This window comes from Tsukamurella pseudospumae (genome assembly GCF_001575205.1).
GTDB lineage: Bacteria > Actinomycetota > Actinomycetes > Mycobacteriales > Mycobacteriaceae > Tsukamurella > Tsukamurella pseudospumae.
This window is the reverse complement of the sequence record NZ_LSRE01000050.1, coordinates 516,779-538,439: the sequence shown is the minus strand read 5'-3', so window position 1 is coordinate 538,439 and position 21,661 is coordinate 516,779. Positions and strand designations below refer to the sequence as shown.

Genomic DNA, 21,661 nt, shown 5'->3' with positions numbered 1-21,661 from the left:
CATGACCAGTGGGTCATCTGACCCCGGCCACCCGGAACTGCACGCTGATCCGCGGCCCGGCGTGCGGGACCTTCGGCACCGCGTGTTCCCAGGTGCGCTGTGCGGAGCCGCCCATCGCGAGCAGATCGCCGTGGCCGATCGACAGCTTCGTGCTGGCGCCGCCGCCGCGCGGCCGCATCAGGAAGGGGCGCGACGCGCCGAGGGAGACGATGGCGACGATCGTGTCGTGGGTGGCGCCGCGGCCGATCGTGTCGCCGTGCCAGGCCACCGAATCCGCGCCGTCGCGGTACAGGCACAGCCCGACCGAGGTGAAGGGCTCGCGCAGATCGTCCCAGTACAGCTCGGTGAGCCGATCGCGCGTGCGGGCCAGTTCGGGGTGGGGCAGCGCCGCGCCCGTGTCGTAGTAGCGCAGCAGCCTGGGCACGGGCAGCGTGCGCTCGTACATGCGGCGCTTCTCCTCGACCCACGGCACGTCGCGGCCCAGGGCCTCGAACAGTTCGTCGGCCCCGACCTGCCAGTCCGCGCGCACGTCGAGCCACGCACCGTCGGCCAGGTCCCGACGGTGCGGGGCCAGCGGTACGGCGTCGTCGAACAGCGAGTCCTGCATCGCCCACGACGATACGACGACCCACCGACATGTTCGCCGCGACCTCCGTAGGGTTGAGGAGTGCGATTCGGACTCTTCCTCCCGCAAGGCTGGCGTTTCGACCTCGTCGGCATCGACCCGGCGGACCACTGGTCCGTCATGAACGGCCTCGCCCAGCGTGCCGATGCCGGCCCCTGGGACTCGGTGTGGGTGTACGACCACTTCCACACCACGCCGGTCCCGAGCCGCGAGGCGACCCACGAGGCGTGGTCGCTCATGGCGGCCCTCGCCGCCACGACGAACACCGTCAAGCTGGGCCAGATGTGCACGGCCATGAGCTATCGCAACCCCGCCTACCTGGCGAAGGTGGCGGCCACCGTCGACCTGATCTCCGGCGGCCGCACGCAGATGGGGATCGGCGGCGGCTGGTACGAGCACGAATGGCGCGCCTACGGCTACGGCTTCCCGCCGGCCGGCGAGCGCCTGGGCCGGCTCGACGAGGGCGTGCAGATCATGCGGCAGGCGTGGACCGAGGGCGTCTCCAGCCTGGACGGGAAGTACTACCAGGTCGACGGTGCCATCTGCGAGCCCCGTCCGCTCCAGGACGGGGGCATCCCGCTGTGGGTCGCCGGTGGCGGCGAGAAGAAGACGCTGCGGATCGCGGCTCAGTACGCGCAGTACACCAACTTCGACGGGACCTTCGAGGGGTTCGCGCACAAGTCGGAGGTGCTGCGGAAGCACTGCGCCGACCTGGGCCGCGACTTCGACGCCATCACGCGGTCCGCCAACTACAACATCGCGATCGGCGAAGCCGCACGCGACGTGCAGACCAGGCTCGACGAGACGCGCAACCGGCTCCTCGAGCACGCGCCGGAGGCGGCGGTCGACGCCACCATGGGCAGCTTCCTCGGCATGCCGGGGGTGGGCACGCCCGCCGAGATCGTCGCGAACCTCAAGCGTCTCGAGGCGGAGGGGATGACCTACGCCATCTGCTACTTCCCCGAGATCGCCTACGACACATCGGGACTCGAGCTGTTCGAGCGCGAGGTGATTCCCGCCTTCAGCTGACGGAGGCGATGCGCGCCCTCCGCCAGCACGTCCTCGCGCTTGGCGAACGCGAAGCGCAGGAGGTGCCCCCAGCGGGCCTGATCGTCGGCGAGCGCGCTCACCGGCACCGCGGCCACGCCGATGCGGCCGGGCAGTTCCCGGGCGAGAGCGGCGGCATCGTCGAAGCCGAGGGCCCGCGCGTCGGCCACGACGAAGTACGTGCCCTCCGACGGGTGCACCGTGAACCCCGCATCGACGAGCGAGGCGGTGAGCAGGTCGCGGCTGTCCTGCAGTGCGGGGGAGAGCTTCTCGAGCCACGAGGACTCGTTGTCGAGCGCGTGCGCGACCGCGTGCTGCAGCGGTGTGGCGCCCGTGAAGGTGAGCCACTGCTTGGCGGAGCGGCACGCGTCGGCGAGCTCGCGCGGGGCCGTGATCCAGCCGACCTTCCACCCCGTCACGTTGAAAGCCTTGGCGGCGCCCGAGATCCGGACGGTGCGTGTCCGCATGCCCACGAAGGCGGCGAGCGGGCGGTGCACCCGGCCGTCGAAGAGGAGGTACTCGTAGACCTCGTCGGTGAAGCACAGGAGGTCCCGCTCGACGCACAGGTCGGCGATCAGCTGGAGGTCCTCGTCGGACAGAACGGTGCCGGTGGGGTTGTGCGGGGAGTTGACGATGATCGCCGCGGTCCGGTCCGTGACCGCGGCCCGGAGCATCGCCGGATCGAGGCGGTAGCGGCCGCCGTCCTCGACGAGCGGCACCACGACCCTGGTCGCGCCGGCCATCGCCACCGTCGCGGCGTAGGAGTCGTAGAAGGGCTCGATGAGGATCACCTCCTGGCCCGGTTCGACCAGGCCCAGCACGGCGGCGGCGATCCCCTCGGAAGCGCCGACGGTGACCAGCACCTCGCCGTCCGGGTCGTAGTGCAGGCCGTACTCGCGCTCGACCTGCGCGGACACGGCCCGACGGAGCTCGGGCAGGCCATCGCCCGGCGGGTACTGGTTCATCCCGACGTCGATCGCCGCCTTCGCGGCCGCGAGCATCCCGGCCGGGCCGTCCGTGTCCGGGAATCCCTGCCCCAGGTTGACGGCGCCGGTCTCGGCGGCGAGGGCCGAGATCTCCGCGAAGATCGTCGACGTGAAGGGCTGCAGTCGTCGCACCGTGCGCATACCCGCAGCCTACTGACGTGGCTGGTTAGTGTGGAGGAATGACCTCCGCCGTCGTCGTCGGATCCGGCCCCAACGGGCTCACCGCTGCCGCGTACCTGGCCCGCGCGGGGCTCGAGGTGACGGTGCTGGAGGCCGAGCCCACGATCGGCGGGGCCTGCCGGTCGGATTCGCTGCAGGGGACCACGGTGGACCGGTTCTCGACGGGGCATCCCCTCGCGTACGCCTCGCCCGCGCTCCGGGACGTGGCACTCGACATCGCCTGGGGCACGGCGGAGATCGATGTGGCGCACCCGCTCTCGCCAGACCCGGCCGATGCGGTGGGCACGCTGGCGGACGTGCCGGATTGCGGTCCCGACGTGATGGCGGCCTTCTTCGCACCGATGACCGACGTGTCGCGGCACCCCGTCCTCGCCACCCGATGGGGGCCGCGTTTCGCGCTACCGGCCGCGGTGACCGCCGCCGCGCTGGGGCGGGTCGGCGGCGCCGTCTTCGCCGGTGTCGCCGCGCACGGCATCGTTCCCCAGCATCTGCCCCTCACGAGTTCGCTCGGGTACATCCTGGCGGGTGTGCGGCCCTGGTCGGTGCCGTTGGGCGGCTCGCAGAAGATCTCCGACGGGCTGGCCGCACTCGTGCAGGCGCGCGGCGGCACGATCCGCACGGGCGAGCGGGTGACCGCGCTACCGGACGCCGACCTCGTCCTCCTCGACACGGGCGTGCCCGCGGCGCGGGACCTGTTGGGGGAGCGCGCCCCGAGCTGGCTGCGGCGTCGTGCTCGGCAGTGGCGGTTCGGCGCCGCCGCGTTCAAGGTCGACCTCGTGGTCGACGGCGGGATCCCCTGGGCGCACCGGGATCTCCGACGGTCCGCCTTCGTCCATCTGGGCGGCACGGCACGGGAGATCGCCGCCAAGGAACTGATGGTGAACCGGGGAAGAATGCCGGAGCGCCCCGTGATGATCCTCTCCCAGCAGTACCTGGCGGACCCGTCGCGCTGCGCCGGCGATCTGGTGCCCGTGTCGATGTACGTGCACTGCCCCAACGGATTCCCCGGCGACCTCACCGAGTCCGTCGTCGCCGAGGTCGAGCGGCACGCGCCGGGCGTGCGGGAGCGCATCGTCGAACTCCGGTCCGTGGGTCCGGCCGGCCTCCAGGAGGGCAACGCCAACCTCGTCGGCGGCGACATCGCCGCCGGCGCTGCGATTCCCGCGCAGCTGGTCCGCCGACCCAAGCTGGTCGATCCGTACCGGCTCACCGATCGGGTGTACCTCTGCTCCGCCGCCGCGGCCCCCGGCCCGGGCGTGCACGGGATGGTCGGGTGGCACGCGGCGAAGGCCGCGCTCCGGGCGCTGTAGTCCGCGGCTACGTCGCCGCGCCGGTGGATCGCATCGCGGCGACGGCGGCCGCTACCGCCGCGACGACGATCGATCGACGCGCGGCGCCGTCGTCGGACGGTGCGAGGGAGGTCAGCGCGGGAGAGGCGGCGAACCACGCCGTGACCAGGCCGAGCGTGAGCACGAGCGCATCGACCGCGGCGTCGCCGTAGCGGGGTCGCAGCTCGTCGACCTTCTTGCAGTAGGTGGTGCCCTCGTCGTCCGTGCTCGAAGGCCGTTCGAGGTTCGCCCACGTCGAGAGCCGGAGCGTGCTGGGTTCGGCCAGGAGGTGGTCGTACAGCCTGCCCGCGTAGCCGGGCAGGTCGCCGGCGTCGAACCGGACCGCGTCCGCCATCGTGCGGAGGGCGTCGATGACGATCAGGTCGAACAGGTCCTCCTTCGGACCGAAGTGCACGTAGATCGAGCGCTTGTTGGCCGATGCGTGCTCGGCGATGCGGTCGATACGTGCTCCGGCCAGGCCGAACTCGGCGAACTCTCGGCGCGCTGCGTCGAGGATCCGCCGCTTCGTCTCCGTGGCGTCGGGTGGCACAGGAGGAGAGTACCGCCCTCCGAGTATGTAGGTAACTAACTAGTTATTGACAAACGGTCGGCGATCTTGCATCCTCGAAGGCGTCGCTCGCGGAGTGCGGGCGGAACGAAGGAGAGACGATGCCGAAGAAGATTCTGATCACCGGGGCCAGTTCGGGTTTCGGTGCCGGCGCGGCCCTTGAGCTGGCGCGTCAGGGGCACGAGGTGGTCGCCACCGCGGAGACCTGGCCGCAGGTCCGGAGCCTCCGCGCCGCCGCGACGGACGCGGGCGTGCGGCTGGAAGTGATCAAGCTGAACCTGACCGACGAGATCGATATCAAGCACGCCTCGTCGTTCGATCCGGACGTGTTGGTGCTCAACGCCGGCGTGATGGAGGGTGGCTCGATAGTCGATGTGCCGCTCGCGCGCGTCCGGGAGTCGTTCGAGATCAACGTCTTCGGTCACCTCGCCCTGGTGCAGGCGATCGTGCCGAAGATGGTCGCCCGGAAATCGGGGAAGGTGGTGTGGACGTCCTCGATGGGCGGCATCCTGGTTGTGCCCTTCGTCGGCGCCTATTGCGCGACGAAGCACGCCATCGAGGCCATCGCCGGCTCGATGAAGGCGGAGCTCGCGCCGCACGGCGTCCAGGTCGCAACGGTCAACCCCGGCGTCTTCGGGACCGGCTTCAACGACACCGGCGCGGAGAGCTACGTGCAGTGGTACGACGCCGATTCCGCGGTCGTGCCGATGCCCGACATGGGCGACAGCCTCGCGGATCAGGCCGACCCGCAGGAGATGATCGACGCCATGGTCGAGATCATCCCCGCCGACGAGCACCTGTACCGCACCATGCGGCCGGTGGCGACCATCGATGCCGCGAAGCAGTGGCAGGAGACGGAGTGGACCCAGAATGCCTGACATCACTCTCGCGCACGCCCAGGAGCTCATCGCCGCAGCCGACCGTGCCGGCCGGGAGGCCGGCGTCAAGGCCGTCTTCGCGGTGCTCGACAAGGGCGCGAACCTCGTGGCCTTCGCCCGCACCGACGGGGCCTGGCTCGCGTCGAACGAGCTCGCCGTCGCCAAGGCCCGGACCTCGGTGATGTTCGAGGCGCCGACGGCCGGGCTCGCCGCACCGATCCAGATCGGGCAGCCCGCATTGCATTTCGATCACATCCACGCCGGCGGTCTGCTTCTGGTGGGTGGCGGTGTGCCGATCGTCGACGACGACGGCCGACTGATCGGCGGTCTGGGCGTTTCGGGCGGCGCCCCCGAGCAGGACGCCGCCATTGCGGAGGCCGCGATCGCCTGAGTCGTCGTCTACAGGGCGCGGATGGCGTCGAGGGATCAGCCCGCTCGGTGCGGGCGATGAGCGCCTGGTCGAGAGTGACCGCCTCGAAACGTCGTGACGATCCTGTCGTACATGGTCCACCTCCGTGGTCAGCGCGGCTTCGACGGAGTCGGGGCGACGGTGCGGGTTCCGTAGGGATCGTCGCCGGCGCCGTGGTTCGGGTTGGTGCAGATCGTGCCCTCGCCGGGGCCTCCGGTGCAGGGGACGTCGTACTCGCTGCCCGGTCCGGTGGATTTCGTGGGCTTCGGGATCGTGGTCGGGGCCCGGCCCGTCGGTCGGACGGTGACCGTCCTCGTCGGGTGGACGGTTCCCGGTGACGGCGGAACAGACTGCGAGGTGGACGGTTCCGTGATCACCATGGACGACGGGGCCGAGGGCTCGGTGGGCGTCTCGGCCTCCGAACAGCCCACGACGAGGGCGAGGATCGCGGCGCCCGTGGCTCCGGCGACGATCGAGGTGGTGTGGTTCATCTGTCTTCTCCGTTCTGGGGAATCCCGCGCGGGTGGACCGGCTCAGGATAGGGCACGGCGCGACCGTTCAGTAGCGCCACCGGATGGCGGTAGAAATACTCGCTGGACCTCTCGCCCGCCGTCGCAGATGATCGTGGGGAACACCGCGAATGCGACGAAAAAGGCGGGTGACCATGCGATTCCACGACCTCCTTGTGAAGCTGGCGGCGCGATTCGGCGAGTTCCGCCGGACCCACGTCGAGCTCTACGAGCGGCACTACATCCTGCTCGAGCCCTGGACCCACGACATCCTCCACTGGGGCGCCGACGGCACTCTGCACGGCAGCATCGCCGTCGGCCGGGCCCGTCCGCCGGTGACCCGCGCCGGCTGGTGCCCGTGCCGCCCGCTGGACGCCGCGGTGTCTGCTCCCGAGGGAGAGCGGCTCCGGCCGAGGGGTTGTGTTTAGTAGTTAGTAACTACTAATCTACTCGAGTGGCCACCCGAATGAGCGGACCCGAGCGCAGGGCGCAGGTGCTGGCGATCGCCGGGCGCGAATTCGGCGCGCACGGCCTGCACGGTGCGTCGATCGACGCTGTCGCCGCGGAGGCGGGCATCACGCAGGCCTACGTGTTCCGGATGTTCGGCACGAAGAAGGCGCTGTTCCTACAACTCGTCACCGACGCGTTCGGCGGGCTGGTCGACGCGATGGCCCGGGTGGGGAGCGGCACCGTCGGGATCGAGGCGCTCGCGCGGATGGGCGGCGAGTACTACGAGAACCTCGCGGACGACACCGGTCTGCGCCTGCAGCTCCAGGGTTTCGCCGCGTGCGGCGACCCCGAGGTCCGCGAGGTCGTCCGTGGCTGCTTCGCCCGACTGTGGGACGCCACTGCGGACGGAACCGGGCTCGACCCGGTCACCGTCAAAACCTTTCTGGCCTTCGGCATGCTGCTCAACGCGGGGGCCGCGCTCGGCGTCGGCGAGGTCGATGCGCCCTGGGCGGACGGCGTCCGGACCCTCATCCGGCCCGGCCTGTTCGAGCACGTGCGGACCGAGACCAACGGGCCGGCGTCCACGTGACCGGGAGGCTGTCCGGTGCGCTGGTCACCGTCGCCCTCTGTGCGGCGGTGATCGGGAGCGTCGGGGCGCCGCTCATCACCGCCGTGGCCCGGTCCGAGGGCGTGTCGCTGGGTGCGGCGCAGTGGACCCTGACGATCACGCTGTTCACGGGCGCGATCGCCGGGCCCGTGCTCGGGCGACTCGGTGCCGGCCCGCTCCGGCGTCGAACGATCCTCGGTACGCTCGGCCTGGTCGCGCTCGGCGGTGTTCTGACGGTGCTGCCGCTGCCGTTCGGCGCGCTCCTGCTGGGCCGCGCGCTGCAGGGCGTCGGCATTGCACTGGTGCCGCTGCTGATCAGCGTGGCGCGCAGTGCCCTCGCGCCCGAGCGGGCGGCGGGGACGATCGCGTCGCTGTCGGTCGCGTCGACGGTGGGCATCGGGGTGGGCTACCCGCTGATCAGCCTCGTCGACCAGCTGCTCGGCCTTCGTGCGGCCTACGGAACCGGTCTCGCGATCACCCTGGTCGCCCTCGCCGTCGCGTGGCGGGCGGTCCCCGTCGACGATCCCGGGGTGCGCCGGCCGATCGACGTACCCGGCTCGCTGCTGCTCGGCGTGGGAACCCTCGGTGTGCTGCTGCTCGTCGCGGAACCCGCGCTGTGGAGCCGGCCCGGGATGGCGCTCGGCGTCCTTGCCGGCACCGTCGCCGTGCTCGGCGTGTGGGTGGCCGTCGAGCTGCGCGTCGCATCACCACTGGTGGACCTCAGGCTCGCCGCGCGACCGGCCGTGGCCGCCGCGAACCTCGCGATGCTGGTCGCCGGGATCGGCATGTACCTGTTGTTCAGCGACCTCACGCGGTACGTCCAGGTGCCGTCCGATGCGGCGTACGGCTTCGCGCTCCCCGGCGTGTTCGCCGGCGCCGCGCTCATCCCGTTCTCGGTGCTCGGCTTGGTCGCGGGCAGGCTCGTGCCGCCCATGTCGGATCGGCTCGGCGCGCGCGGGACCTTCGCTGCGGCTTCGGTTCTCGTGGTCGTCGCGGCGGGAGTCTTCGTCGCCGGGCGGGACCACCTCCCGGCGGTGCTGCTCGCGCTCGCTGTACTGGGCCTCGGGGTCGGCGGGGCGTCCGCGATGATGCCGCGCCTCGTGCTCGACGGGACTCCGCAGTCCGAGACCGCCAGCGTCATGTCGATCAACCAGATCGCCCGGTCCGTCGGCTTCGCCGTCGGCAGTGCGCTCGCCGGGTTCCTCCTCTCGCGTGCCACGCCCGACGGTGCGCTCCTTCCTGCGCAGAGCGGGTACGTCACCGTCGCGGTCTGGTCGACGGTGCCTGCCCTGCTGGGTGTCGCGGTGCTGGCGGCGGGGCGAAGGAGTCGCGTACCGGACATTTATTCGATCTAGCTCCGCATCTCGAAAACTTGTCAGTGGTTCCGGGTAGCGTCCTGGTATGGACGAAAACATTGCAGTAGAGGAAGACCCACCTCCCGACGGTGCTGTTGGTGGGGACGTGGTGGACCGGTTGCGTTCGAGTGAAATCCAGCGGTGCCGGTTGGCGGTCGAACAGTACGCGCTCGCCGCGGACCTGCTCCGGCAACGGGTCTGCGAGCGGGTCGCGGCGGGCGTGCCGCAGGACCGGTGGCAGCAGGGCGTCGCCGGGGAGGTCGCGCTCGCCTTGCACATCTCCCCGAACACCGCCGGCCGGTTCGTCGCCCGGGCCGTGGAACTGGAGAAGCACATGCCGCACACCCGCGCCCGCCTCTACAACGGGGACCTCTCCCCGGAAGCGATACCCGCACTTCTCGCCGGCCTCTCGCATTTGGACATCTCCGAGCGCCAGCAGGCTGACGAAGAGCTCTGCGCCGACCCGGCGACCCTGACGGGGTTGGGGCTCAAACAGCTGGCGGCGAAGGTCGAACAGGTCGCCTACCGGCTCGACGCGCAGGCCACCGTCGACCGGAATGCGGCGGCGGAGAAGGACCGCACCGTCACCCTCCGCCCGCAACCCGAGGGCATGGCCCGCCTGTCCCTGTTGCTGCCGATGGCGCAGGCCGTCGGCGCCTACGCCGCACTCCGCAACCACGCCGACACCCACGTCGGCCACGATCAGGAACTACGGACCCGGCCGCAGCTCATGGCCGACACCGCGTTCGCCCGCCTCACCGGCCGCGACGCCGCCGACGGCCAGCCGGTCGCCGTCAACCTCACCGTCTCGGCGGAGGTACTGCTGGGCGACCAGCCCGGCACCGCCCACCTCGACGGTGGTGGGGTCATGCCTGCGGAGATCGCCCGCGACCTCATCGGGAAGGCCACCGCCAAGGGCGTCGCCTGGGTGCGCCGCTTGTTCATAGCGCCGGAGACCGGGGCGGTGGTGGCGATGGACTCGCGGCAGCGGCTCTTCCCCGACGGCCTCGCCGATGTCATCCGCCTGCGGGATCGGTACTGCCGCACCCCGTACTGCGACGCACCGATCGCGCACACCGACCACGTCACCCCGCACGCGAAAGGTGGAGCGACGAGTTTGGAGAACGGGCAGGGTCTGTGCGCGGCGTGCAACTACGCGAAGGAAGCACCTGGCTGGCGCAGCGCAACCGTTGACGACCCGTCAGGGAGGCACACCGTCGAAACCCGAACCCCGACGGGGCATGTCCACCGATCCACCGCCCCGAACCAGGCGGCCTGAGAGGAGGATTCAGTTCGCCTCGCCGATGGCGGGGCCGAGGATGTCGTCGGCGTCGACGATGCGGTAGGCGTAACCCTGCTCCGCGAGGAACCGCTGGCGGTGCGCGGCGTAATCGGCGTCGAGGGTGTCGCGGGAGACCACGGAGTAGAAGTGGGCCGTGCCACCGTCGGCCTTGGGACGCAGGAGTCGGCCGAGACGCTGTGCCTCCTCCTGCCGCGACCCGAAGGTGCCCGAGACCTGCACTGCCACGGAGGCTTCCGGGAGGTCGATGGAGAAGTTCGCGACCTTGCTCACCACGAGCGTCGAGATCTCGCCCGATCGGAACCTGTCGAACAGCGCCTCGCGTTCCTTGTTCTTCACCGACCCGGTGATCACGGGCGCATCGAGCTCCCGCCCCAATTCCTCCAGCTGATCGAGGTAGGCGCCGATCACGAGCGTCGGAGCGCCCTTGTGTCGCTCCAGGGTCGACTTCACCACGGCGATCTTCGTGTGCGCGGTGGAGCACATCTGGTACCGCTCGTCCGCCTCTGCGGTCGCGTACTGCATGCGTTGGTTCTCGGTGAGCGTCACCCGCACCTCGACGCAGTCCGCCGGCGCGATCCAACCCTGCGCCTCGATGTCCTTCCACGGGGCGTCGTAGCGCTTCGGGCCGATCAACGAGAACACGTCGCCCTCACGGCCGTCCTCGCGCACCAGCGTGGCGGTGAGTCCCAAACGTCTGCGGGACTGCAGGTCCGCCGTCATGCGGAACACGGGCGCGGGGAGCAGGTGCACCTCGTCGTAGATCATCAGGCCCCAATCGCGGGAGTCGAACAGGTCGAGGTTCTTGTACTCGCCCTTCGACTTCCGCGTGAGCACCTGGTAGGTGGCGATGGTGACCGGGCGGATCTCCTTCTTCTCGCCCGAGTACTCGCCGAGCTCCTCCTCCGTGAGCGAGGTCCGGGCCAGGAGCTCGCGCTTCCACTGCCGCCCCGCGACGGTGTTCGTCACCAGGATGAGCGTCGTCGCCTGTGCTCGGGCCATCGCCGCCGCGCCGACCATCGTCTTGCCCGCGCCACAGGGGAGCACGACGACGCCGGAGCCGCCCAGCCAGAACGAATCGGCCGCGGTCTTCTGGTAGTCCCGCAGCTCCCAGGGGGTCGAGTCCGTGTCCAGCGTGATCGGATGCGATTCGCCGTCGACGTAGCCGGCGAGGTCCTCCGCGGGCCACCCGACCTTGAGCAGCAGCTGCTTGAGGTGACCGCGCTCCGACGGATGCACCACGACGGTGTCGTCGTCGATGCGAGCGCCCACCATCGGGGCGATCTTCTTGTGTCGGAGGATCTCCTCGAGGACGGCCCGGTCCAGCGAGACCAGCGTCAGGCCGTGCGCTGGATGCTTGACCAGCTGCAGCCGGCCGTAGCGGCTCATGGTGTCGACCACGTCCACCAGCAACGGTTGCGGCACCGGGTAGCGCGAGAAGCTGACGAGGGCGTCGACGACCTGCTCCGCGTCGTGGCCCGCGGCGCGCGCGTTCCACAGTGCCAGCGGGGTCACGCGGTAGGTGTGCACGTGCTCGGGCGCGCGTTCCAGCTCGGCGAAGGGCGCGATCGCCGCGCGCGCGGCACCGGCCAGCTCGTGGTCGACCTCCAACAGGAGGGTCTTGTCGGACTGGACGATGAGGGGTCCGTCGGTCATCCCTCCATTGTGCCGCGTGCGGCGCGACTTCCGCTCCTCGTCACAGACGCACGAGGCCGCCGTCGGCCATTATCGTCTGCCCGGTCACGAATGCGCAGTCTTCGCTGCTGAGGAAGCTGACGGTGCCGACGATGTCGCTGGCAACGCCCCCGCGCTTGATCGCCTGCATGGATGCGACACCGTCAAGGACGTCCCCGGCGATGTTGGCCTCTCCGCCAGGGGTACGTGACGCAGTGGGGGCAACGGCGTTGACGGTGATGCCGTACGGCGCCAGGTCGGTCGCCAGCCCCCGCGTGAAGCCGACGACGCCGCCCTTGCTGGCCATGTAGTGCGACAGAGAGGGGACCGCGAGCCCGAGGGAGTTGGACGCGAGATTAACGATTCGTCCCCACCCGCTGTCCCGCATCGACGGCGCAAAGGCACGCGCCGTGAGGAACTGCGAGTCCAGGTTGATCGCCTGGATTTTGCGCCAGTAGCCGAAATCGACGTCGAAGAAGTCCCGGAACGGATACACACCCGCGTTGTTGATCAGGATGTCGACGGAACGGAATGTCGTCAGGATCTGGTTGCCGGCATCGGCGACGGACTCCGGTTGCGAGACGTCTGCCTCGACGGCCATCGCTCGGCGTCCAACGGCCTCTACCGCAGCCACTGTCTCGCTCGCTTCGTTGAGGTCGATCACCGCGATGTCTGCACCGCGCTTGGCGAGTTCCACTGCGATCGCACGACCGAAGCCCTGACCGGCGCCAGTTACCACCGCGACCCGTCCCTCATGCGTTTGGACAACACTCATCTTCTTCGCTCCTTCGCTGGTCACCGCACCCGTCCGGTGGGGCGACTGCGGCAACGGTAGGACTTGAACGAACGAAAGTCAACACTAATGTCGATCTATTGACAAACATGTTGATTCAAGCCAGGGTGGAGCAGTGGGTGTGCCAGGTCACATCGCGATATCCACCAGTCGGTGGCGAATCGATGGCGCTCCAACACCAGATGGGAGGCGGCGCACACAGCACCGCCCGTATGCCGTGAAAGGTGAAGATCCAATGACAATCGACTCGATCACTTCCGCAACGCAGTCGGTCGGCCGCAACTTCATCGCAGGCCGATGGAGCGACGAAGGAGAGCGCCTCGAGACGATCAATCCCTCGACGGGGCAGAGCATCGGAACCTATGCCAGCGCGGGAGAGGCTGACGCCCTCGTTGCTATCGCCGCAGCGCGGCGCGCCTTCGACGACACGGACTGGTCGCGCGATGCGCGACGTCGGTCGCGGGCCGTCAGCGCATTGGCAGACAACCTCGAGCGGCGCGTCGAGGAGATCGCGCTGAGCCTCTCCAGGGAGAACGGCAAGCGAATCGGGGAGACGATGTGGGAGGTGTCCACGACGGTGGATTGGCTCCGGTACGCAGCGGCCTCCGCGATCGTTCTGGACGGCGGGCGGTCGTCGGAGGTCTCGCCCGGCGTCTACTTCCAGACCGGGCGTGAAGCGATGGGTGTCATCGGCATCATCACGCCGTGGAATTCACCGGTGATCCTGTCCATGCGGTCGATCGGACCCGCCCTCGCAGCGGGGTGCACGATGGTGGTGAAGATGCCGGGGCAAACTGCGCTTACCAACACGCTGGTCGCCGAGGTGATCGCGGAGACCACAGAGATTCCTGCTGGAGTGGTGAGTGTTCTGACCGAGGGTGGGAACGCGGTAGCGCCGGCGCTCGTGGATTCGCCCGACGTCGACATGATCAGCTACACCGGGAGCACTCATGTCGGCCGCGCCATTGCGAAGGCAGGAGCGGACACGTTGAAAAGGCTCAGTCTCGAACTCGGAGGCAAGACACCGCTGATCGTTTTCGATGATGCCGACCTCGATGTGGCCATGCAGAACATCGTGGCGGCGTGCACGCTGATGAACGGCCAGTTCTGTCTCACCGGTTCCCGACTTCTCATCCAGCACAGCATCGCGGACAAGCTCCGACCGATGATCGTCGAGGCACTCAGCGGCCTTCGTCCGGGACCGAGTGAAGATCCCACGAGCGATCTCGGACCGCTGATCGACGCTGCGAGCGCCCGCCGTGTGGACGCCGTCGTCGAGGACGCGGCGAAGTACGGCACGATCCTCGTTCGGGGAGGGGTCGTGGAAGACGCTGATCGCCCTGGCGGGGCCTTCTACCAGCCGAGCCTCGTCGAGGTCGATCGCCTCGACGTTCCGCTCGTGCAGGACGAATTGTTCGGTCCTGTGCAGACGTTCGAGATCTTTGACGACGAGGCGGATGCCGTTCGTATGGCGAACGGAACTTCCTTCGGGCTCGGTGCCGCCGTGTTCACCACCGATGAGTGGCGCGCGCGGCGGGTCACCCGCAACATGCGGGCCGGGTTCGTGTGGACGAACTGCTGGGGCGTCATTCATGAGGCGTTCGAGGAAGGTGGGCTCAAGCAGAGCGGGTACGGCGTGCTGTGCGGTCCGAGCGCCGTCGCCGAGTTCCAGGACACCAAGCTGTACGCACAAGTCGCTCCGCAGTAACGGCGCCGAGAGAGAGGCGGTGGGCGGTTCAGTCGGTCACATCGTGTCGAGGCGGCGGGCGAGTACCGGCACCACGATCGCCGCCGCTGCGACGTGCGTGAGGATCAGGACTGCGGCGGAGGCACCGTCGAAGCCGAAGGTGAGGTCCGGCACGAAGGACAGGACCAGGAGCGTGACGCAGGTGCGGACGAAGGTCGAGCGCGGGCGCCGGGCACGCCGTGCCAGCACGGCGGCGATGCCCACGGCGATCAGCGAGAAGATCATCGTGAGCTGCGCGAACCCCAGCAGGGGGATGGAGGCACCGTCGGGCCCGGCGAAGGTGACACCCGCGTCGGAGGCGACCGCGGCGATCGCGGTGGTGGCGACCGACGCGCCGACGGCGGCGCCCAATCCGTGCTTCCACACGGGCAGGCGGTCGGTACGGACAGGTGCGACGGTGGCGGCGATGGTGCTCATGGCGTGCTCCTCAGCGGTGGTTGACGGTGCCCGGGGCGGGCGCGTCCTACCCCTTCCACGAACGGGGCCGACGGATTTCGACATCGGTGCTGCGAAGAATTTCCGAGGGTGGTGTCGTATCGGTACGCCCGAGTTCGTAGTGAAGGTGAGGGACCGCCACCAGGCGATCCGACGACGAGAGGAACGACCATGACGAACTACCTGCTCTCCGTGCACGGACCCGCCGAGCGCGGCGACTTCGGCGACTACGGCACGAAGGAGGCGATGGAGGAGGCGTTCGCGCGAACGGACGCGTTCAACCAGCAGCTCAAGGCCGACGGCTACTGGGTCTTCGCCGGCGGGCTCGCGGAGGCGACCACCGCAACCGTCGTCGACGGCCGCGGCGACAAGCCGATCATCACCGACGGCCCCTACCTCGAGTCGAAGGAGCTCCTCGGCGGGTTCTGGGTGATCGACGCGCCCGACCTCGACGTCGCGCTGCGGCTCGCGGCCGAGGGATCCAAGGCCTGCGGCGGCACCGTCGAGGTCCGCGCCTTCGACGGGCTGGCGTGACCGAGCCCGGCGCCGGGAACGGAGCGAGCGGGCCGAATCCCGACTCGGTCGCCGCCCTCGACCGGGTGTTCCGCGAGGAGTACGGCCGGGTCGTCGCCTCGCTCGTCCGCCGCTTCGGCGACATCACGATCGCCGAGGAGGCGGCGGGCGAGGCGATCCTGGTCGCCGTCGAGCGCTGGCGGGCCGACGGCATCCCGCCGAACCCCGGCGCCTGGCTCACCACCACCGCGGGCAACCGCGCGATCGACCGGATCCGGCGCGAGAACCAGCGCGACGCCAAGCACAGGGCGGCTGAGATGATCCACGACGACTCCGACCCCGAACCGACCGGCGCGGTCGAGGACGACCGGCTGCGGCTGATCTTCACCTGCTGCCACCCTGCGCTCGCCCCCGAAGCGCGGATCGCGCTCACACTCCGCCTGCTCGGCGGCCTGACGGTGCCCGAGATCGCCCGTGCCTTCCTCGTCCCCGAGACCACGATGGGGCAGCGGATCACCCGCGCCAAGAAGAAGATCGCCGCGGCCCGCATCCCGTACCGGGTACCGGCACCGTCGGACCTGCCCGACCGGGTCGACGGGGTGCTGACGGTGCTGTTCCTCGTCTTCAACGAGGGGTACCTCGCGAGCGGCGACGGCGAGCCGATCCTCGCCGAGCTCACCACCGAGGCCATCCGGCTGGCGCGGCTGGTCCGCGTGCTGCTACCCGACGACCCCGAGGTGACCGGCCTGCTCGCCCTGATGCTGCTCACCGACGCCCGCCGCGAGGCGCGCGTGCGCGGCGGCCAGCTGGTGCCGCTCGACGAGCAGGACCGTGCCGGATGGGACCGCGTCGCGATCGCGGAGGGGCACCGTCTGGTCCGGGAGTGCCTCGCGCTGAACCGGCCCGGGCGGTACCAGATCCTCGCCGCGATCGGTGCCGTCCACACCGACGCGCCCAGCGCCGACACCGTCGACTACGCGCAGGTCGTGGCGCTCTACGACCAGCTCCTCGCTATCGACCCGTCGCCGATCGTGCGGCTCAACCGGGCCGTCGCGGTCGCCGAACTCGACGGCCCCGAGGTCGCGCTCGCTCTCGTCGACCCGCTGCCGCTGACCGACTACCACCCGTTCCACGCCACCCGGGCGCACCTGCTGCGGCGGCTCGGCCGCACCGCCGAGGCGAAGGCGGAGTACGACGCTGCGATCGCCGCGTCGGGCAACTCCGCCGAGCGCGCCTACCTCACTCGCAAGCGCGGCGAGCTGGTGTGACCAAGGTGGTCAAGATCCCGCGGGGTTCGGGCGAAGCGGCAAAGGGCGTATCCCGGAGGGCCCCAGTGCGACTGCCCAGGGGCCGGCGCCGCGTTTGATGATCTCGCGCCGAAGGCGATCTTCGTGGGCGAGAAACAGGTCCATCTGTTGCTGTGGCCCGAGGTCCTGCTTCGCGCCGATCCACACGGACCGGACACCGTGTTCGTGGTAGGCGCGCAGTTCCGCAGGGCGCGTCCTGATTCTTCGATCGCGGCTGACGACGATCATCGCGCGCGCTCCGACGATCGGGAGCCAATCCTGGTCCTCGGTGCCGCGCGGAATCTCAGGGAGCCCCTCATGTCCGGGGTAGAAGACGTCTGTGCGCCCGGCGCGGCGGAGCAGTTTGCCCAGCCCCAGGGTGTTCTCGTCGGTGAAGTACACCGGCGCGAAACCCTGGGCGCTCAAGCGCTGCGCTCGCTGCCCGCGATCAGTTCGAAGCGAATCGCCGCGTCGACCTCGCTCGGGCTTAGATCGTAGAGATCGGCCAGTTCGGCGCGGGTCGTGCCGGCGCGGAAGTCCTCAGCGAGGGATTCGGTCCTCACGCCACGGACGGACGGCCGCCCGAACGCTGTCCGGGGATTCATCGTGACGTCGGGAGTTCGTACATCCGGCGTCAGTCGGGCGACCACGTCATCGCTGTACCCGGCGGCCGAGTAAAATCGCTCGGCGGCGTCGGCGAGTACGACCTGGCCGTTCCTCACCACCACTAACTGCAGCGGACTCTCGAGTTCGACCCGCTCTTGCACGATCCGCACAAGCTCTCGGCCGGCGACGTCGAGGAGTGGTCGAGCGTGCGCGAGGGGGTAGCGACCGAACTCCTCCCTGAGCTGGACGATCGCGGGTCGAAGCCGTTGGACGGGTACGCGCCGATCGCGGTACTCAGCGAGCAGCCGGGACTCGACCATCTCGCCCCACGTCACTGCATCGGAGCATGTTGGTTCGTCGCGAAGAATCGGATCGTAGAACTTGCCGGCCCGGGCATAGCCCTCCAGCCAGCGGCGTGCGGTTCCTGAGTGAAGCCCGACGAGACGATCCACGTCCGAATAGGAGTAGATCGCTCGGTCGAGCAGGGAATGAGCCACACAACCATTCTTGCACGATTGAATTCGTGCGAGGACCGATGATTGCGACCTACTCGGCGTACTCCGCGGTGGTCACGCGATGCAGGGCGAACCGGCGGGGAGAGTCACCGTCGACCGCCGTGAGCTGACCGTGCCGCACCGACTCGGGCACCACGACGTGCCGCGTGAACACCCCGTTCGCATCCACGTAGCCCAGCCGGACGGATCGGCCGTCGCCGGCCGCGGACTGGAGCAGCTCCATCAGCTCCCGGCCGGAGACGCCGGCACCGTCGTCCGACGGGGCGTCCTGCCGGCGGATCTGCACCGCGGCGTCGGCCAACTGCTCGAGCGTGGGCCGCGCCGCCGGCGGCCGGGACCGGGGCGGGGGCAGCCGTACGGCGGACGGGCGCAGGTCGACGACGACGCCGCGCGAGTCCTCGGCGGCCGCGTTGAAGCCCGCGGCGGCCAGGCCGGCAACCAGGTCCGACAGCGTGACCTGGGCGATGAGCACCGTCGGGGCGACGGCCCGCAGCGCGAGCGCCTCCGCCGCGGGGGAGGCGAGGACCGCTGCGACGAGGGCGGGGTCGTCGGACCGGAGGAACGAGCCCGCGACGCCCGCGCGCAGGGCACCGTGCCGGCGCGCGACGTCGTCGACCAGGTAGGTGAGGCCTTGCGGCACCGGCGTCACCGCGTGCGCGGCGAAGAAGGCGTGCACCTCGGCGGAGGTGCGCCCGGCGTCGAGTGCCCGGCGCACCGAGGCGTCCGTCACGCGGTACACGGCCGCGCCGCCCGCGGACTCCAGGTCGGCGACCAGCGCGACGGACGCCGCGAAGTCGTGCGTCGTGGGACCGGGGATCGTCAGTGTCAGGTCCGCCTGGAGCAGGAACTCCTCGACCGGCTTCGGCAACGCCGCAGCCATCGCCTGCGCGGGATCGGTGGTGCGGGCCGCGCGGCCGGCGGCCGTCAGCGCGCCGCCCGCCACGAGGCCCACCACCTGCGCCTGCTCGACGATGTCCGCGATCGCCTGCAGCGTCAGCCTGCGGTACCAGGACGGGTGCGCGTACCGGGTCGCGGCGTGCAGGTCGGCCGTCGCCGGGGCGGTGCCCTCCGGGGCGAGGGCCAGGGCGTCGAGCACGGCCGCGCGGTCCTGCGGGGCGACGGTGCTGCGCGCCGCCCGGTGCAGCGGACCGACGATGCCCTCCTCACCGCGGGTGCCGATCAGCGCGGGCTGTCGCCGCAGGTCCAACCAGGTGCGGGCGAGCAGCGCCCAGCGGTCCGCGGGCTCGGACCGCTGCCACTCGTCGACCGCGACGGTCGGCGCGAACACCGAATCCTCCTCGCCGTCCAGTTCGCCCTCCGCGATCAGCGCCGCGGCCGCGAGCAGCTCCAGGAGGAGCGCGGCGCGCTCCTCGGGCAGGCCCGCCGCCTTCGCGACGCGGCGCAGCTCGCGGATCCCGATGCCACCCGCCTTCACCCGCTGCGCGGGGACTGCGCCCAGCACGCCCAGCACGTCGTCGGCGTGGCGCAGCAGCTCCAGAGCGGCGACCGCGCCGGCACCGTCGACGCCGGGGACGGGCGGACCGTCGAGCACGGGCGGCTTGAGGGAGGCGCCCAGCGGCAACTCGCCCCGCAGTCGGGCGCGGACCTCCCACGGCAGCTCGACGGTCTGGTGATCGACGCGGGCCAGCAGCCCGGATGCGAGCATCCGCTGCACCGGATGCTCGGTCGATGTACCGGGGCCCGCGGCGGCGGTCCGGCCCAGCGGCGAGCCCTCCGCGAGTCGGTCCAGTAGGGCCCGCTCGTCCTCGCCCGCGACCGCGAGGGCGGCGTCGATGTCCGCGAGGTCCGGCGGGGCGATCAGCTGCGCCGTCCGCCACGGGACGGCCTCCCGGACGGCGGGCGCGGTGTGCAGCTCCTGCTCGCCCCGGATCAGGGCCAGCCCGACGAGCTTGCCCGCCGACGCGGCGACCTGCTTCTTCAGTGCCCGGCCGCGGAGCCGGCGGGCCAGCGCGTCGAGGTCGATCCCCGACTCGGCGAGCACGAGTTCCAGGACGGCCAGGTCCAACAGGGTGAGATGCTCGGACACCCGGCCCAGCGATGAGGGGCTGAGCAGACGGCTCGCGAGCACCGGGAAACCCGCGGGGACCGGCGTCGCGACGTCGCGGCGGGCGTCGAGGAGGGCCGTGATCTCCGCGTCGTCGCGGCCGCGCAACCACTCCGCGAGGAGCGCCGCGGGGGCGGCCGACGCCGCAATACTGCTCACCGATACAGCCTAGACACCGCGGCATGTCAGAATAGCGGCGTGTCTGAGACCTCGAATGCGAAGAAGCCCGGCTACGTCGACAACGGCTGGCCGCAGGCGAACGACGGCCATGCCGCCCACGCCGTGAACGAGCTGGCCGCCCCGGTGGTCGGCGCGATGTCGCCGTTCGGCGAGGTCGAGTTCCCGCAGGCGCACATCCCGTACGTGCACCCGTCGACGAAGATCAACCGCTGACCGGAGAGCTCTCGCACGTCGACGCCACGGGTGCCGCCCGCATGGTCGACGTGTCCGGCAAGGACGTGACCGCGCGCACCGCGGTCGCGGCCGGGACCTTCCGTACCACCGAGACCGTCATCGCGGCCATCGCCGACGGTGCGGTCCCCAAGGGCGACGTGCTCGCCACCGCCCGCATCGCGGGGATCATGGCGGTCAAACGCACCGCCGACCTGATCCCGCTGTGCCACCCGCTGCCGATCTCGGGGGTCACCGTGGACCTCGAGCCCTCGGGAACGGAGATCACCGTCACCGCCACCGTGCGCTGCACCGGCCGTACGGGCGTCGAGATGGAGGCGCTCACCGCGGTGTCGGTCGCGGGCCTGACCCTGCACGACATGGTCAAGGCCCTCGACCCGGCCGCGGTCATGACGGACATCCGCGTGCTCACCAAGGACGGCGGCAAGACCGGCCACTGGGAGAGATGATGACCGAACCGCTCCGACCGTCCCGCGACCGCTGCGCCACCGTCGTGGTCGCCTCCACCCGCGCCGCCCTCGGCGAGCGTGCGGACACCACCGGCCCCCTCATCGCAGCCTGGCTCGGTGAGCGGGGCTTCGAGGTCTACGGCCCCGTCGTCGTGCCCGACGGCGAGGAGGTGGGCGCAGCCATCCGGTCCGCCGTCCGGCGCGGCGACGCCGTCGTGCTCACGACGGGCGGCACCGGCCTCACGCCGACCGATCGCACGCCCGAGGAGACGCGCGGTGCGCTCACCTTCGAGATCCCCGGCCTCGCCAACGCCATCCGCACGTCGGGCCTGCCGGACGTCCCGACGACCGTGCTCAGCCGCGGGCTCGCCGGCGTCGCGGGATCCTCGCTGGTGGTGAACCTGCCCGGGTCCACCGGCGGTGTCCGCGACGGGCTGGAGGTGCTCGACGGGGTGCTGCTGCACGCGCTGGACCAGATCCGCGGCGGCGATCATGGTTGAGGTCGTCATCGCGCAGGTCACCGAGGACCCCATCGACCTGCCCGCGCACGAGGCGGCGGTGACGCGCGCCGAGGCGGGCGCGGTCGTGGGTTTCGTCGGCGCCGTCCGCGATCACGACGGGGGCCGCGGCGTGACGCGATTGGAGTACTCGGCGCACCCCAGCGCCGGGCGGGTCCTCGCCGAGGTCGTGCAGGCCGAAGCGGACGCCGCGCAGGGAGTGCGGGCGGTCGCCGTGTCGCACCGCGTGGGCCCGTTGGCGATCGGCGACGCCGCGCTGGTGGTCGCCGTGTCGGCGGATCACCGCGCCGCCGCCTTCGCGACCTGCGCGCGGATCGTCGACGCCGTGAAAGAGGCGCTGCCCGTCTGGAAGCACCAGCTGTTCGGGGACGGAACAGACGAATGGGTCGGCAGCGCGTAGCCGCCGA

At 70.6% G+C, this 21,661-nt stretch carries 25 protein-coding genes; 15 read left to right on the top strand and 10 right to left on the bottom strand.

Going from position 1 to position 21,661, the window contains the following annotated elements:
- Positions 1 to 13: 13 nt before the first annotated feature.
- Positions 14 to 607, bottom strand: coding sequence for an alpha-ketoglutarate-dependent dioxygenase AlkB (locus AXK61_RS23580; RefSeq protein ID WP_068574514.1), 594 nt, complete (start codon positions 605 to 607; stop codon positions 14 to 16).
- A 60-nt stretch (positions 608 to 667) separates the two neighbouring features.
- Between AXK61_RS23580 and AXK61_RS23575 the strand changes: the two genes are divergently transcribed.
- Positions 668 to 1,654, top strand: a complete 987-nt coding sequence (locus AXK61_RS23575; RefSeq protein ID WP_068574515.1) for an LLM class F420-dependent oxidoreductase — start codon at positions 668 to 670, stop codon at positions 1,652 to 1,654.
- On the opposite strand, the gene AXK61_RS23570 is transcribed toward AXK61_RS23575, so the two are convergent.
- The gene (locus tag AXK61_RS23570) at positions 1,597 to 2,799 is read right to left on the bottom strand and encodes a pyridoxal phosphate-dependent aminotransferase (protein ID WP_068747152.1); all 1,203 of its coding nucleotides are present in this window, start codon (positions 2,797 to 2,799) and stop codon (positions 1,597 to 1,599) included. The genes AXK61_RS23575 and AXK61_RS23570 overlap by 58 nt on opposite strands.
- 38 nt (positions 2,800 to 2,837) lie before the next feature.
- Between AXK61_RS23570 and AXK61_RS23565 the strand changes: the two genes are divergently transcribed.
- Complete coding sequence (locus AXK61_RS23565) at positions 2,838 to 4,148, top strand: phytoene desaturase family protein (RefSeq protein ID WP_068747151.1); 1,311 nt, start codon at positions 2,838 to 2,840, stop codon at positions 4,146 to 4,148.
- Between the two features lie 7 nt (positions 4,149 to 4,155).
- Here AXK61_RS23565 and AXK61_RS23560 read toward each other — a convergent pair whose 3' ends face one another.
- Positions 4,156 to 4,716 carry a TetR family transcriptional regulator gene (locus AXK61_RS23560; protein WP_068747150.1) on the bottom strand — a complete coding sequence of 187 codons (561 nt, stop codon included), beginning with the start codon at positions 4,714 to 4,716 and terminating at the stop codon, positions 4,156 to 4,158.
- Positions 4,717 to 4,835: 119 nt separating this feature from the next.
- On the opposite strand from AXK61_RS23560, the gene AXK61_RS23555 reads away from it, so the two are divergent.
- Positions 4,836 to 5,612: an SDR family oxidoreductase gene (locus AXK61_RS23555; protein ID WP_068747149.1), complete on the top strand. Its 777-nt coding sequence runs from the start codon at positions 4,836 to 4,838 to the stop codon at positions 5,610 to 5,612.
- Positions 5,605 to 6,003, top strand: coding sequence for a GlcG/HbpS family heme-binding protein (locus AXK61_RS23550; protein ID WP_068747148.1), 399 nt, complete (start codon positions 5,605 to 5,607; stop codon positions 6,001 to 6,003). Before AXK61_RS23555 ends, AXK61_RS23550 begins: the two co-directional genes overlap by 8 nt.
- A gap of 128 nt (positions 6,004 to 6,131) precedes the next feature.
- Here the strand turns inward: AXK61_RS23550 and AXK61_RS23545 are convergent, their stop codons facing one another.
- Positions 6,132 to 6,512: a hypothetical protein gene (locus AXK61_RS23545; RefSeq protein WP_068747147.1), complete on the bottom strand. Its 381-nt coding sequence runs from the start codon at positions 6,510 to 6,512 to the stop codon at positions 6,132 to 6,134.
- Positions 6,513 to 6,685: 173 nt separating this feature from the next.
- On the opposite strand from AXK61_RS23545, the gene AXK61_RS23540 reads away from it, so the two are divergent.
- From AXK61_RS23540 to AXK61_RS23525, 4 genes are read left to right on the top strand one after another with little or no spacing between them, the layout of a single operon-like run.
- Positions 6,686 to 6,958 carry a hypothetical protein gene (locus AXK61_RS23540; protein WP_156485803.1) on the top strand — a complete coding sequence of 91 codons (273 nt, stop codon included), beginning with the start codon at positions 6,686 to 6,688 and terminating at the stop codon, positions 6,956 to 6,958.
- 26 nt (positions 6,959 to 6,984) lie between these two features.
- Positions 6,985 to 7,569, top strand: a complete 585-nt coding sequence (locus AXK61_RS23535; protein ID WP_414930023.1) for a TetR/AcrR family transcriptional regulator — start codon at positions 6,985 to 6,987, stop codon at positions 7,567 to 7,569.
- On the top strand, positions 7,566 to 8,942 hold the full coding sequence (locus AXK61_RS23530; RefSeq protein ID WP_068574549.1) for an MFS transporter: 1,377 nt from the start codon (positions 7,566 to 7,568) through the stop codon (positions 8,940 to 8,942). Before AXK61_RS23535 ends, AXK61_RS23530 begins: the two co-directional genes overlap by 4 nt.
- Positions 8,943 to 8,988: 46 nt before the next feature.
- The gene (locus AXK61_RS23525; protein ID WP_082778188.1) at positions 8,989 to 10,221 is read left to right on the top strand and encodes an HNH endonuclease; all 1,233 of its coding nucleotides are present in this window, start codon (positions 8,989 to 8,991) and stop codon (positions 10,219 to 10,221) included.
- A 9-nt stretch (positions 10,222 to 10,230) separates the two neighbouring features.
- Here AXK61_RS23525 and AXK61_RS23520 read toward each other — a convergent pair whose 3' ends face one another.
- Together AXK61_RS23520 and AXK61_RS23515 are read right to left on the bottom strand one after the other, a co-directional pair.
- Positions 10,231 to 11,898, bottom strand: coding sequence for a DNA repair helicase XPB (locus AXK61_RS23520; RefSeq protein WP_068747144.1), 1,668 nt, complete (start codon positions 11,896 to 11,898; stop codon positions 10,231 to 10,233).
- Between the two features lie 40 nt (positions 11,899 to 11,938).
- On the bottom strand, positions 11,939 to 12,691 hold the full coding sequence (locus AXK61_RS23515; RefSeq protein ID WP_068747143.1) for an SDR family NAD(P)-dependent oxidoreductase: 753 nt from the start codon (positions 12,689 to 12,691) through the stop codon (positions 11,939 to 11,941).
- Between the two features lie 253 nt (positions 12,692 to 12,944).
- Here AXK61_RS23515 and AXK61_RS23510 point away from each other — a divergent pair, with 253 nt between their 5' ends.
- Complete coding sequence (locus AXK61_RS23510) at positions 12,945 to 14,417, top strand: aldehyde dehydrogenase family protein (RefSeq protein WP_068574557.1); 1,473 nt, start codon at positions 12,945 to 12,947, stop codon at positions 14,415 to 14,417.
- Positions 14,418 to 14,453: 36 nt separating this feature from the next.
- On the opposite strand, the gene AXK61_RS23505 is transcribed toward AXK61_RS23510, so the two are convergent.
- A complete protein-coding gene (locus AXK61_RS23505; protein ID WP_068574559.1) occupies positions 14,454 to 14,873 on the bottom strand; it encodes a DUF6069 family protein in 420 nt (139 codons plus the stop codon).
- Between the two features lie 189 nt (positions 14,874 to 15,062).
- Between AXK61_RS23505 and AXK61_RS23500 the strand changes: the two genes are divergently transcribed.
- Together AXK61_RS23500 and AXK61_RS23495 are read left to right on the top strand one after the other, a co-directional pair.
- A complete protein-coding gene (locus tag AXK61_RS23500) occupies positions 15,063 to 15,425 on the top strand; it encodes a YciI family protein (RefSeq protein ID WP_068574561.1) in 363 nt (120 codons plus the stop codon).
- Positions 15,422 to 16,672 carry an RNA polymerase sigma factor gene (locus AXK61_RS23495; RefSeq protein WP_068747142.1) on the top strand — a complete coding sequence of 417 codons (1,251 nt, stop codon included), beginning with the start codon at positions 15,422 to 15,424 and terminating at the stop codon, positions 16,670 to 16,672. The genes AXK61_RS23500 and AXK61_RS23495 overlap by 4 nt, the downstream gene beginning before the upstream one ends.
- Positions 16,673 to 16,681: 9 nt before the next feature.
- Here the strand turns inward: AXK61_RS23495 and AXK61_RS23490 are convergent, their stop codons facing one another.
- Genes AXK61_RS23490 through AXK61_RS23480 form a run of 3 tightly spaced genes read right to left on the bottom strand, consistent with a single transcriptional unit; the run spans position 16,682 to position 20,035 of the window.
- On the bottom strand, positions 16,682 to 17,116 hold the full coding sequence (locus tag AXK61_RS23490; RefSeq protein WP_068574565.1) for a PIN-like domain-containing protein: 435 nt from the start codon (positions 17,114 to 17,116) through the stop codon (positions 16,682 to 16,684).
- The gene (locus AXK61_RS23485; RefSeq protein ID WP_068747141.1) at positions 17,113 to 17,793 is read right to left on the bottom strand and encodes a DUF433 domain-containing protein; all 681 of its coding nucleotides are present in this window, start codon (positions 17,791 to 17,793) and stop codon (positions 17,113 to 17,115) included. Before AXK61_RS23485 ends, AXK61_RS23490 begins: the two co-directional genes overlap by 4 nt.
- 49 nt (positions 17,794 to 17,842) lie before the next feature.
- A complete protein-coding gene (locus AXK61_RS23480; RefSeq protein WP_068574569.1) occupies positions 17,843 to 20,035 on the bottom strand; it encodes a helicase-associated domain-containing protein in 2,193 nt (730 codons plus the stop codon).
- 39 nt (positions 20,036 to 20,074) lie between these two features.
- Between AXK61_RS23480 and AXK61_RS23475 the strand changes: the two genes are divergently transcribed.
- Genes AXK61_RS23475 through AXK61_RS23460 form a run of 4 tightly spaced genes read left to right on the top strand, consistent with a single transcriptional unit; the run spans position 20,075 to position 21,654 of the window.
- Positions 20,075 to 20,269, top strand: a complete 195-nt coding sequence (locus AXK61_RS23475; RefSeq protein ID WP_068574572.1) for a hypothetical protein — start codon at positions 20,075 to 20,077, stop codon at positions 20,267 to 20,269.
- Positions 20,270 to 20,310: 41 nt separating this feature from the next.
- Positions 20,311 to 20,736 (top strand): cyclic pyranopterin monophosphate synthase MoaC, encoded by a 426-nt coding sequence (gene moaC, locus AXK61_RS23470; RefSeq protein WP_068574575.1) that lies wholly within the window; start codon positions 20,311 to 20,313, stop codon positions 20,734 to 20,736.
- Complete coding sequence (locus tag AXK61_RS23465) at positions 20,736 to 21,236, top strand: MogA/MoaB family molybdenum cofactor biosynthesis protein (protein WP_068574577.1); 501 nt, start codon at positions 20,736 to 20,738, stop codon at positions 21,234 to 21,236. The genes moaC and AXK61_RS23465 overlap by 1 nt, the downstream gene beginning before the upstream one ends.
- Positions 21,229 to 21,654, top strand: coding sequence for a molybdenum cofactor biosynthesis protein MoaE (locus AXK61_RS23460; RefSeq protein ID WP_068574579.1), 426 nt, complete (start codon positions 21,229 to 21,231; stop codon positions 21,652 to 21,654). The genes AXK61_RS23465 and AXK61_RS23460 overlap by 8 nt, the downstream gene beginning before the upstream one ends.
- Positions 21,655 to 21,661: the final 7 nt, after the last annotated feature.